This window comes from Rhodomicrobium udaipurense JA643 (assembly GCF_000636015.1).
Classification (GTDB): domain Bacteria; phylum Pseudomonadota; class Alphaproteobacteria; order Rhizobiales; family Rhodomicrobiaceae; genus Rhodomicrobium; species Rhodomicrobium udaipurense.
Genome location: NZ_JFZJ01000098.1, coordinates 1 through 11669, shown reverse-complemented (window position 1 = coordinate 11669; position 11669 = coordinate 1). Strand labels below are relative to the sequence as shown.

Sequence of the window (11669 nt, the reverse complement as noted above, 5' to 3'; positions counted from 1 at the left end):
CCGCCGCATCTTCGCCCAAACACGGGCGCAAGTCATAAGGCCGGACGAGGGAATGGAGACTGAGCTTGCTCGATCGTGGTGACCGAGGAGAGACGCGGCGGCGCGGCACGGATCTCGTGCGCGTTCAGCAAGCAAACACGCGCCGTTTCCAAACTCGGGCGCGACATCGGTCGAAAACAGGCCCCCGCGATCTATCTCAGCGAGCTCGGTCCACGGCGCGTCGTAACGCAGCTCAAGTGGTTCATTTCAACGATCATCGTGGCCATCTCCGGGCTCGCGATCATTGGCGTCGTCATCTACACTTCTATGAATGTCGGCGAGGGGAACGCCGGACGAGGAATGTTCGGAGCGTTCCAGAGGGCAGGCATCGACGCCATGCGGCCGAGAGCGGCGAGCCTCGTCGGCGCTGAAAAGCCCATCGCCATCGGTCTCAAGACCGATCGCCTCGTTCTTTCCTCAAAGGGCCTCACGACGCGAAACCTCATCTATGAACAGGTGGTGCAGCGCCGAGGCACCGGCGAATACCTCTCGACGAAGCCCTATGTGAAGCTTGTCGCGACGCTCGCCACGGAAAAGCCGGACGAGGACATCGACATCCCGGCGTTCAACCCCGCCACGCTCTATGAAAATAACACGCCAATCGCGCGCAAAGACCAGTCCGGCGGCGAACTCAGCACGGACCCGCGCGTTTCGGTGCGGTTCATCGATGTGCCCGGCGGCTTCCTGCCGCGCGAAGACCATGTGGAACTGTCCGACGATGAAATAGAGCGGCTCGTCGCGGAGACTGACGCGGTTTACACCGAGAGCGAAGTTGGCCTGGAAGGAGCCGCGCCACAGGACACGAAGCGGCTCGCGGGAACCGATATGGCGTTCGCTGCGCCGGAGCCTCACACCACCGTTCTCGTGAAAAGAATGGAAGAGGAAGAGAGCACCGACGAAGGATACGACCGCCGGTCCATCATCGCGAAGGGCTACGAATCACTTGATTCGGTGATCAGAGGCGTCGGCGTTGATCCGATGCAGGCGGGGCTGGTGTCCACCGCTGTCGCTGCGATAACGAAATCGCGGAAGCTCCGCGCGGGCGAGGAAGTGCGGCTCGGGCTCACGCCCTCGGCGTCGGAGGAAGGCGGCGTGGACGTCGGCAAGATCACCGTGGTTTATCAGGGGACAAACGTCACCATCGTGCGCGACGGCGAAGGCGGCTATGCGCCGAGCGAAAAGCACCTGAAGCCCGAACACAAGGCGGATGACACCGTTGGCGACAGGGCGACCGTCTATCTCAGCGCGTATCGCGCGGCGCAGTCGCAGGAAATCCCGTACGACTTCCTGATGAAGTTCGTCAAAGTCCATTCCTATGACGTAGACTTCAAGCAGCGTGTGAAGTCAGGCGATGGTTTCGAGCTGTTTTACGATCTGGTGCAAGACGAAAATGGCGTGGAGCGGCCGGGCGAACTGTTTTACGCTGCCGTCACCATTGGCGGAGAAACGCACGGTTATTATCGGTTCCGCAGCAACGAGGGTGTCGACTATTTCGACGACCGCGGCTCGAACTCGAAGAAGTTTCTCATGCGCACGCCCATTCGCGGTGCCCGCCTGACATCCGGCTTCGGATGGCGCAAGCACCCGCTGCTGCACACGCTTCGGCTTCACTCCGGCGTCGACTGGGCGGGCCCGATCGGGACGCCGATCTACGCGGCCGGTAACGGTGTGATCGAGACGGCGGAGCGCAATGGCAACTACGGAAATTACGTTCGCATCCGCCACGCCAACGGCTACAAGACCGCCTATGCTCACATGCTGCGTTTCGCCCAAGGGGTCGCGACGGGCGTCAAGGTTCGACAGGGGCAGGTCATCGGCTATCTCGGCAACACCGGCATGTCGACGGGCCCGCATCTCCATTACGAGGTGCTGATCAACAACCGCTTCACCAATCCGCTTTCGATCAAGATCCCCAAGGCGCGCCAACTTCAAGGCCGCCTGCTCGCCGATTTCCGCAAGGAACGGGCCCGCATCGACGATCTGATGCGCCGCCCGCCAGTGAAGACGCGCGTCGCGACGGTCGAGCGTTAGGACAACAAGCCTCTTTCAAAGTCCGCGAGCCGGTTGTTGCGCCCTAACCGAGCTAAACAGCATCCGCGTCATCGTCGTCGTCGAGGCCCGGTAACGATGCCAGCGGCGCAAGAACCGGGTCGGCCGCTGCCCATACCGCTTGCGTTTCGATCAACGCGAGTTCGCTGCGCCCCTCGCTCTTCTCTATGACCGCATCGATCGCGGCGGTTGCAGCGCGAAGCGAGGCGCTCGCGACGAAGCCGTTCAGCTTGTAGGACAAAAGGAATGCCGCAAGCGCGTCGCCCGTGCCGTGCGCCGTAAGCGCGCGCCTTGGTGAGACCGTCGCGAAGACTTCGCCGCCCTTGACGAGGATGTTGGCAACCGAATCGGGCTTTCCCGAAGGCGCGGAGGTCACGACAACGGTCGGTCGCGCGAGCGCCAGCGCCGCCGCAATAGCGCTTGCCGGGCTGGCGATGGGGCGTCTTGCCAGCCATCCGAGTTCGAAAAGGTTCGGCGTTACGGCGTCGGCCACCGGCACGAGCACATCGCGCACGGCCTCGGCTGTCGCCTCGCTGACATAGAGCCCGCGCGGCAGGTCGCCGACGACGGGATCGCACAGATAAAGCGCGGCCGGATTTGCAGCTCTGATTTTCGCGATCCAGTGGCGGCTGAACTCCGCATGCTCAGGCGTGGGAATGTAGCCCGTCAGCACGCCATCGATCTCGGAAAGCCAGCCGTTTTCCTCCGCCGCGCGAAGGAGGGCGTCGAGCTTGTCGACGGCGACAGGCTCTCCCGCCAGCGCCTTGTATCCGGGCCGGTTCGAGAGCAGAATCGTCGGCAGGGGCAGGACATCATGCCCCATGCGTTGCATGACAAAGGCCGTCGCGGAATTCCCGACATGCCCGTAAATCACCTGTGACGAGATCGATAGAACTTTCGCCATATGGACCGCGCGCTCTTTTTGGACAGTCTTACGCGGAAAGCGCCGCCTTGGCTCGGAAAATTTTGGCCAATGGCGGCAAAGCGCTTGCCAGCTCAACGCAAAGTTGAGTCATATCCGCAAAGTTGAGTCATATCCGCAAAGTTGAGTCATATCCGAAGGAGAACACCCGATGATCAAGCCTCGCCGCAGCGTCCTTTACATGCCCGGCTCGAACGCCCGTGCGCTCGAAAAGGCGAAAACCCTGGCCGCCGACGCACTCATTCTCGACCTCGAAGACGCGGTCGCGCCAGACGCGAAAGAACTCGCGCGCAGCCAGGTTTGCGAGGCGGTGAAGGCCGGCGGCTACGGCGCGCACAAGATCGTCATCCGCGTGAATGGCTTCTCGACGCCCTACGGCGAGGCGGATTTCGCGGCGGCGCTCGAAGCGATGCCTGACGCGATCCTGCTGCCGAAGATCGAGACGGCGGCGGATCTCGACCTCGCCCGCAAGCGCGCGCCGAACGGCACCGGCATTTCGCTCTGGGCGATGATCGAGACGCCGCTCGCCATCTTCAACCTCAAGGAAATTGCGCAGGCCGCTGCCTCGAACGAACTGCCGCTCACCTGTTTCGTGCTCGGCACCAACGACCTCGTGAAAGCCACGCGCGTTCTGCCCGGCGCGGATCGCCTGCCGCTCATCGCCTGGCTGTCGCTGACGGTCGCCGCCGCGCGGGCCTACGGCATCGCGGTGGTGGACGGCGTCTATAATTCCATCAAGGACGAGGAAGGCTTCCGCGCGGAATGCGTGCAGGGCCGCGCGCTCGGCATGGATGGCAAGACGCTCATCCATCCGAATCAGCTCGCCGTTTGCAATGAGGTGTTCTCGCCGTCGGCCGAGGAAATCGCCGCCGCAACGAAAATCGTCGAAGCTTTCGACCTGCCGGAAAATCAGGGCAAGGGCGCGATCAGCCTCGACGGGCGCATGGTGGAGCGGCTCCATGCCGACATCGCCCGGCAGACGCTCGCCATGGCGGAAGCCATCGCGCGGCCGAAGCATTAGCTTGTGACGCGGCGCGGCGCTTCCGGATCAGCCGGGGCGTCGCGAACCGCGCCGACAGGCTTGCCGGGCGCAAGGCTTCGCGCTTAAGCTTTTGGCGGTTCGTGCAAAGCGGGGAGCGGCTTGGACGGGGTCATCTGGCAATGGAGCGGCGCGCTCGCCGAGGGCGCGGCCATGACGGTCGGCCTCGCGCTGGCGACGCTTCCATTCGGCCTCGCGCTCGGGCTTGCGGCGGCGCTGGCCAAAACCTCGCATATCGCCGCCGCGCGGGGCCTCGCGGAAGCCTACACCACCATCTTTCGCGCGCTGCCCGAGCTTCTCACGCTGCTGCTCATATATTTCGGCGGCCAGATCCTGCTTCAGAAGATCGCGGCGGCCACAGACCTGCCAGTCGATGTGCAGGTTTCGCCTTTCGTCGCGGGGCTAGTCGCGCTTGCGCTCGTGTTCGGCGCCTATTCGAGCGAGGTCATTCTCGCGGCGCTGAAGGCCGTCGAGCGTGGCCAGATCGAAGCCGCGCGCAGCTTCGGCATGTCGCCGCGTCAGGTGTTTCGCCGTGTCCGGCTGCCGCAGATGCTTCGCTTCGCGCTGCCCGGCCTTGGCAATAACTGGCTCGTGCTGCTGAAGGACACGTCCCTCGTCTCCGTCATCGCGCTGAGCGACCTCCTGCGGGAAACCACCATCGCGGTGCAGGCCACGCGCGAGCCGTTCAAATTCTACGCGGTGGCCTGCGTGATTTACCTCGCCATGACGGCGCTTTCGACGCTCGCCATCGCAAGGGCCGAACGCGCGGCGGGGCGCGGTTTCAGGAGCGCGCGATGATAAACTGGACCCTGTTCGAGCGTTTCGGGCCGCGCATGGTGGAGGGCTTCGCCGTCACGCTGGAGCTTGCTTTCGGCTCGGTGCTGCTGGGCCTGTTAATCGCGGCACCGGTTGCGCTCGGGCGGGCCTATGGCGGGCGGGCGCTGTCCGGCGCGCTGTTCGGCTACACCTACATGATGCGCGGCACGCCGCTGCTCGCGCAGCTTTTCCTCGTCTATTACGGATCGGCGCAGTTTCAGGCGACCCTCGACGCGGCGGGGCTTTGGTGGCTGTTCCGCGATCCGTTTTACTGCTCGCTGCTCACCTTCACGCTGAACACCGCCGCCTATCAGGCCGAAATCCTCGCCGGGGCCGTGCGCGCCGTGCCGCGCGGGCAGGTGGAGGCGGCGAAGGCTGCCGCGATGTCGCCCGCTCTTGTCGCGCGCCGCATCGTGCTGCCGCAGGCCGCGCGGCTCGCGCTGCGCCCCCTCGGCAATGAACTCATCCTGATGGTGAAGGCGAGCGCGCTCGCCAGCGTCGTCACCGTCTACGACCTTTTGGCGACGGCGAAGCTCGCGTTCCAGCGCACCTACGATTTTCAGGCCTACATCGCGGCGGCGCTCGTCTATGTGCTGACCGTGGAGATCATCCGCCGGGTGTGGAATGCGCTTGACCGGCGATTGAACCGTCACCTCATCCGCGCGTAACCGTTCGGCGCGGTGGGCGCAGGCGGATGCGCGCAAGCACTGTGCAAGAGGCCTTACGCCAAAGCACGGTCACGGTTATGGTTGCGATGGCGATTCGAATTGCGAAGCGGCCTCGGTCAAGCGATTGATGGACGCGTGAGAGCGGTTTCTTCGGCGGGGCATGCGCGCGAAGAAGACGGGTCGCCGCTCAAGAAGCTGGGCTTGAGGGGGTCCGATGCGGGTTTGGCTGAAAGCGCTCTTATTGTTCGGCCTCATGGTGGCAACGCCCTTCGTCATTCAGGCGATGATCGGACGCCCGCCGCGCTGGTTCGACGCGGCTCCCTATTTTTCGATCGCGGATTATATCCCGAGCGTCCAGACGCTGATCTACATCGTCGGCGTTGTCGGGGTGATCGCCGTCATCTTCAACTATCTTTTTTACAGCACCGGGCTCGACGAGATCCACGGCTGGCTCAAACTCGCCGAGCGGGAGATGAATGTCATCCTGAAGGGCGTTGACGCAAGCAGCGGCAAGGGCCGGGCGGACGACCGGATCAAGTGGTGGAACGACATCAACAGCAAAAGCCCCTTCTCGGAAACGCCCGACGAAATCTTCAAACTGAACGAAAAGGACGCGGCGAACAGAGGTGCGCCCGGCGGCAAGGCGCAAATGACGGCAATCCTCCTGCGCGAAATCTACGACGGCGACATCGAACTCGCGCAAACGAAGATCGAGGCGGAAATGATCGCAAATGACGGCAAGCCGCCCTTCGTCGTCGCGGGCCTGCGAAACATCCTCGGCCTCGACGAATTTCTCGCGGCGAAAGCAGAGTATGAGAAAGACAAGGCCGCCGGGGTGGTGCGCGATGAGCCACGCTTCAGCGATTTCGGCGTCAACTGGGCGGCGCTGCTTCTCGTAGTGCGGCTTGGCGGCTTCCCGCGCGATATCACGATGACGAAGGGCAAAGACCCGGACAAGACGATCGTGAAAAATCGGGAAGCATTGGAACTGCTCACCCGCGTGTAGGCTGTCGATGTTACCGGCGCGATGGCGACCGAATCCGGCGCGGCCGTGCACTTTCGCGCGGATGCTTCAAACGAGGGGAAAATTAGCGATCCGTCCCGCAAATCCTTTAGCGGCGGCGGCATTGCCAAAACGACGCCAGCTCAAGATTTGAATGGTCGGGGCGGAGAGATTCGAACTCCCGACCCTCTGGTCCCAAACCAGATGCGCTACCAGGCTGCGCTACGCCCCGACAGATCAGAACCCGTAGCGCACAAAGAATTTGAGAGCAAGCGCCGTGTGAAAGGCTTCGACCACAATCGCGCGGCGGAAGGGCCGATGATGGTGCGCACCCAGCGCCCGCCGCCGTGCTGAGCCTTGGTCGCCCGCCGCCCTATATCGTGCGGCCGCCGTCAACCTCCAGCACGACGCCCGTCACGAACGCGGCTTCGTCCGAGGCAAGATAAAGCGCGGCGTTCGCGATGTCGGCAGGCTCCGACAACCGCCCGAGCGGCACCGTGGCGCTGAACTTCGCGCGGTTCTCCGGCGTGTCGGGCAACCCCATGAACTGTTCGAGCAGCCCGGTGACGCCCATCACCGGCGCGATGCAATTCACGCGGATCTTCATCGGCGCAAGCTCCACAGCCATCGACCGCGACAGCAGGTTCACCGCGCCTTTCGAGCCGTTGTACCAGGTGAGGCCGGGGCGCGGCCGGATGCCCGCCGTGGACCCGATATTGAGGATCACGCCGCCGCCGCGCTCCTCCATCACCGGCACGACGGCGAACGCCATGTGATAGATCGACTTCACGTTGATCTCGTAGACGCGGTCGAAATCCTCTTCGGACACTTCCAGCATGGGCCGGTTCTTGTGGCTCCAGCCCGCGTTATTCACCACGATGTCGAGGCCGCCGAACGCGTTGAGCGTGTTCGCGACCGCCGTATTGATCTCGCATCGCCTCGTGACATCCGCCTTGATCGCGATGGCGGCATCGCCGATCTCGCGAGCGATGGCCCGCGCACCGTCGCCGTTGATGTCGAGTACGGCGACTTTCGCCCCTTCCCGGGCGAACACGCGCGCGATTTCCGCCCCGAAGCCGGAAGCCGCTCCGGTCACCATGGCAACCTTGTGCTGAAGACGCATCCAATCCTCCCGCGAATTTTCGTCAGCCTATCACGGGCAGAGCAGATGGTGTCTATCAAAGGGGCGGGAGCGCTCCCGTTCCCGCCCTGTCGCTCGGTGTGCGGCTACAGGCTGTCGCCGAAATCCGCGCGGAACTTCGCGACGAGTTTCTCCTGCCAGTCCGAGACAGGCTTCAGGCGCCCGTAGAAGAAGCGCAGGATCTCCGGCTCCTCGACGAAGACGAGGCCGTCGATCATCTTGCGGTTCTGATAGAGCCAGTCGATGCGGTCGACGGCGTAATCGATCTGCGACCGCGTGAACACGCGGCGCGGCAACGCGAGACGCAACAGCTCCATGTTCGAGAAGACTTCGGTGCCGTCCGGGTTGCGCTGCTCCGACAGGGTGCCGCGTTCCATGCCGCGTACGCCCGACGCTATGTAGCAGGCCGACGCGAGCGCGCCCGCGCGATATTCCGCCTGCGGGATGTGATCGAGGAAGCGCATCGCGTCGATGTGGCAGCCGAGACCGCCCGCAGGCGTAATCACCGGCACGCCGCGCTTCAGCAGTTCGCTCACCATATAGGCGATGAACTGCGGACCCTGGTTGATCATGTCTTCGTCCATCGTCTCTTCGAGACCGACGGTCAGCGCCTCGATTTCGCGGACGGACATGCCGCCATAGGTGAGGAAGCCCTCATAGAGCGGCACGAGACCGCGCATGCGCTTGTACAGCCCTTCGTCGCGGATGCAGATGCCGCCGCCGCGCACGCAGCCGAGCTTGCGGGCGGAGAAGTAGATGATGTCGCACAGGTCTGCGACGCGGCGGGTGATTTCGCGGATCGAGAGATCCTTGCAGGAGTCCTCGCGCTCTTTCATGAAATAGAGGTTGTCGGCGAGCAGGCTCGCGTCGAACACAAGGATCAGGCCGTATTTGTCGCATACGCGGCGGACGTCTGCGAGGTTTGCGAGCGAAATCGGCTGGCCGCCGATGAGATTGGTGCCCGCCTCCATGCGCACGAAGGCGATCTTGTCCGCGCCCTCTTTCCTGGCGAGCGCTTCAAGCGCCTCGGTGTCGATGTCGCCCTTGAACGGGAGATCGCTCGTGACTTCGAGCCCTTCCTTCTTGACGAGTTCCTCGATAACGCCGCCGTTCAGGGTGATGTGCGCCTTGGTCGTCGTGAAGTGATAGTTCATCGGCACGATGGTGCCCGGCTTCACGAAGGTCTGCGCGAGGATGTTCTCGCAGGCGCGGCCCTGATGCGTCGGCAAGATGTAGTGCATGCCGAAAAGCTCGCGGAGCTTCGCTTCGAGGCGCGTGTAGGTGGCGCTGCCTGCGTAGCTGTCGTCCGCGATCATCATGGCGGCGAGCTGCTGATCGCTCATCGCGTTCACGCCGCTGTCGGTCAGCATGTCCATGAAGACATCGCAGTTCTGCAACAGGAACGTGTTGTTGCCTGCATCGTCCATTGCCTTGAGCCGGTCCTCGATCGGAAGGAGGGTGAGCTTCTGGACGATGCGGACCTTGTGCATTTCCAGCGGAATGGTTTCGCCGCTGTGGAATTTAATTCTTGGCACGGGGACCTCTTGTGAAATTTTTCGTTGACCCGGTGCGGAGCGTAACAACCTTTGCCTCGGCAATCCCATGTGGAAATAAGACGCGGCGCTGCGACTTTAGCCTGATGCGGTGCGCGGCCGTCTGACATGCGTTACGGACCCGAAACTCCGCCCGGCGGGTTCCCTCGATGTATAACTGCGAGGGAGAAATATGACTTCGCGCGAACGCATGATCCGCACCTATGACAAGGCGCTGGTGAGCCGGGGCTACCGGCAGTATTTCGACAACAGCGGCTTCTACAATTTCGGCCTGTGGGACGGGGAGCCTTCCTCGCAGCGTGCGGCAAGCGAAGCGCTGATCGACGAACTCGTTTCATTGATCGGGCATGAGGGCGGGCGAGTGCTCGATGTCGCCTGCGGGCCGGGCGCGTCCACTCAGAGGCTTTGTCGGTCCTATGAGCCGCGCAATGTCACGGCCATCAACATTTCCGAGGCGCAACTTGCATCGGCGCGCGACCGCGCCCCCGGCTGCACGTTCATCAAGATGGACGCGGCGCACCTCGACTTCCCCGCAGAGAGCTTCGACGCGGTCATGTGCGTCGAGGCCGCCTTCCACTTCGACACGCGGCAATCCTTCCTGCGCGAGGCTGCGCGCGTGCTGAAACCCGGCGGTACGCTCGTCATGACCGACATGCTGTTTCGCGGCTTCATGAAACCCATCGGCAATTTCGGTCAGGTGCCGCCCGCAAATTTCATGCGCGACCTCGACGAATATCGGGCGCGGATGGCGAAAGCCGGTTTCGTGGCCATTGACGTGCGGGACGCAACGCGGGCGTGTCTCGGCGGCTTCCGTCGCCACCTGTCTCACTGGCCGGCGGAGGAACGGCGCAAGCAACAGATGTCGCTCGGTCAATCACTCGTAGCGGGCGTGGTGAGCCGCTCGATTGCGCGGTACTTCGCGGCGGTGTGCAAGACGTATATCATCGCCGCCGCAACCAAGCCGAACTTCGCGGCAGCGGGGGAGATGCGCGCGGCCTGAGCGCCTCGCGCGACGTTCGTTCGCGGCGGGACATTGGCGAAAAGGCATGAAATCAGCTAAGCCCTTGGCGCACGGAACGAATGAAAGGGCTGGCGGGATGAGTAGCTTTGCGGACTACGACGCCTACGACGGAGTGGGCCTCGCGGAGCTTGTGCGGCGTCGCGAGGTTTCCGCGGGCGAGCTTCTCGCCGAGGCGCGAGCGCGCGCGGATGCCGTGAACCCGGCGCTGAACGCCATCGTCTACCGCCGCGACGCTGAAGCCGCGCGCGAAGCCGATGCCGTGGCGCCGGACGCGCCGCTCGCCGGTGTGCCGTTCCTCGTGAAAGACCTCGGGCCGCCGCTCGCGGGCGCGCCGCTCACCTGCGGCTCGAAGCTGTTCGCGAACTACGTGCCGGATCATGACGGCGAGATCGTCAAGCGCTTCAAGCGGGCGGGCCTCATCGCCTTCGGCAAGACCAACGTGCCGGAATTTGGCCTTGTGCCGGTGACGGAACCGGTGCTATTCGGCCCCTGCCGCAACCCGTGGGACACAGAGCGCACGCCTGGCGGTTCGTCGGGCGGAGCGGCGGCGGCAGTCGCGGCGGGCGTCGTGCCGATGACGCATGCGACGGATGGCGGCGGCTCGATCCGCATCCCGGCGAGTTGCTGCGGCCTCGTGGGCCTCAAGACCTCGCGCGGGCTGAACCCGGTTGAGCCATTCACGCCGGACTACGTGGTCGATCATGTCGTGAGCCGCACCGTGCGCGACAGCGCCGCCGCGCTCGACGCGACATGCGGGCGCGCGGATGCTGGCTTCCTCGTGGGCCTCGATGCGCCGCCGCCGCGACTGCGCGTCGCCGTGGTGCGCTCGGCGATGCTGGCGGGCGCAGTCTCGCCGGTGGTGAAGGACGCGCTCGATGCCGCCGCCCGCCTCATGGAATCGCTCGGCCATCATGTGGAGGACGCGGAACCGGCGCTCGATTACGATGCCTTCGCCTCCGCCTTCCTGATCGAATGGGCGACGGGCGCGCGGGTCATGCTCGAAAAGTTTCCCCCCGCCGTGCTCGACCGCGCCGCCACGAAGGACGATGTCGAGTTCGGTACGTGGACACTCGCGACAATCGGCGGGCACCTCATGTCGCAGCGCGCGGGGGCGCAGGCGACGCTCGCTACGGAAAGCGCGAAGCTCATCGACTTCTTTACGCGCTACGACGTGTTGTTGAGCCCCGTGCTAGCCACACCGCCGCTCCGCATAAGCGAGGCGGGCGCGCCATTCCCGGAAAAGACGGCCGCCAAAATCGCCGACGCAGCAGGCTCGCCGGAGCGTATGCGCAGCATCGTCCGCGCGGTGGCCCGCAAGAGTTTCGCTTTCGCCGCCTTCTCCGCGCCGTTCAACATGTCGGGCCAGCCCGCGATTTCGGTGCCGCTGTGCGAGACGCCGGACGAGCTTCCAATCGGCA

General features: G+C 64.1%; 10 protein-coding genes and 1 tRNA gene. 7 read left to right on the top strand and 4 right to left on the bottom strand.

The window, feature by feature from the left end:
• Positions 1–78 precede the first annotated feature (78 nt).
• Entirely contained in the window at positions 79–2070 is a 1992-nt protein-coding gene (locus T281_RS17860; RefSeq protein ID WP_155955240.1) for a M23 family metallopeptidase, read from the top strand.
• Between the two features lie 52 nt (positions 2071–2122).
• Here the strand turns inward: T281_RS17860 and pdxY are convergent, their stop codons facing one another.
• Entirely contained in the window at positions 2123–2992 is an 870-nt protein-coding gene (gene pdxY, locus T281_RS12870; protein ID WP_052037462.1) for a pyridoxal kinase, read from the bottom strand.
• 169 nt (positions 2993–3161) lie between these two features.
• Between pdxY and T281_RS12865 the strand changes: the two genes are divergently transcribed.
• The 4 genes from T281_RS12865 (at position 3162) to T281_RS12850 (ending at position 6539) form a co-directional block, all read left to right on the top strand.
• Positions 3162–4031, top strand: coding sequence for an HpcH/HpaI aldolase/citrate lyase family protein (locus T281_RS12865; RefSeq protein WP_037239675.1), 870 nt, complete (start codon positions 3162–3164; stop codon positions 4029–4031).
• 120 nt (positions 4032–4151) lie between these two features.
• Positions 4152–4847 carry an ABC transporter permease gene (locus T281_RS12860; RefSeq protein ID WP_037239673.1) on the top strand — a complete coding sequence of 232 codons (696 nt, stop codon included), beginning with the start codon at positions 4152–4154 and terminating at the stop codon, positions 4845–4847.
• On the top strand, positions 4844–5533 hold the full coding sequence (locus T281_RS12855) for an ABC transporter permease (protein WP_037239670.1): 690 nt from the start codon (positions 4844–4846) through the stop codon (positions 5531–5533). The genes T281_RS12860 and T281_RS12855 overlap by 4 nt, the downstream gene beginning before the upstream one ends.
• Before the next feature lie 214 nt (positions 5534–5747).
• Positions 5748–6539: a hypothetical protein gene (locus T281_RS12850; RefSeq protein WP_155955239.1), complete on the top strand. Its 792-nt coding sequence runs from the start codon at positions 5748–5750 to the stop codon at positions 6537–6539.
• A 152-nt stretch (positions 6540–6691) separates the two neighbouring features.
• Here the strand turns inward: T281_RS12850 and T281_RS12845 are convergent.
• From T281_RS12845 to T281_RS12835, 3 genes are all read right to left on the bottom strand, one after another.
• Positions 6692–6768, bottom strand: a tRNA-Pro gene (locus tag T281_RS12845).
• 141 nt (positions 6769–6909) lie between these two features.
• Positions 6910–7659, bottom strand: coding sequence for an SDR family oxidoreductase (locus T281_RS12840; RefSeq protein WP_037239666.1), 750 nt, complete (start codon positions 7657–7659; stop codon positions 6910–6912).
• 104 nt (positions 7660–7763) lie between these two features.
• Positions 7764–9212 (bottom strand): tryptophanase, encoded by a 1449-nt coding sequence (locus T281_RS12835; protein WP_037239663.1) that lies wholly within the window; start codon positions 9210–9212, stop codon positions 7764–7766.
• A gap of 190 nt (positions 9213–9402) precedes the next feature.
• Here T281_RS12835 and T281_RS12830 point away from each other — a divergent pair, with 190 nt between their 5' ends.
• Positions 9403–10230: a class I SAM-dependent methyltransferase gene (locus T281_RS12830; protein WP_037239660.1), complete on the top strand. Its 828-nt coding sequence runs from the start codon at positions 9403–9405 to the stop codon at positions 10228–10230.
• Positions 10231–10327: 97 nt separating this feature from the next.
• The coding region (locus tag T281_RS12825; protein ID WP_037239678.1) for an amidase at positions 10328–11669 on the top strand (1342 nt) is incomplete at its 3' end.

Bases quoted from the DNA above. Each gene is read 5' to 3' on its own strand.
- T281_RS12865 (WP_037239675.1), top strand. From the start codon at position 3,162: ATGATCAAGCCTCGCCGCAGCGTCCTTTACATGCCCGGCTCGAACGCC.
- T281_RS12855 (WP_037239670.1), top strand. From the start codon at position 4,844: ATGATAAACTGGACCCTGTTCGAGCGTTTCGGGCCGCGCATGGTGGAG.
- T281_RS12850 (WP_155955239.1), top strand. From the start codon at position 5,748: ATGCGGGTTTGGCTGAAAGCGCTCTTATTGTTCGGCCTCATGGTGGCA.
- T281_RS12830 (WP_037239660.1), top strand. From the start codon at position 9,403: ATGACTTCGCGCGAACGCATGATCCGCACCTATGACAAGGCGCTGGTG.
- pdxY (WP_052037462.1), bottom strand. From the start codon at position 2,992: ATGGCGAAAGTTCTATCGATCTCGTCACAGGTGATTTACGGGCATGTC.
- T281_RS12840 (WP_037239666.1), bottom strand. From the start codon at position 7,659: ATGCGTCTTCAGCACAAGGTTGCCATGGTGACCGGAGCGGCTTCCGGC.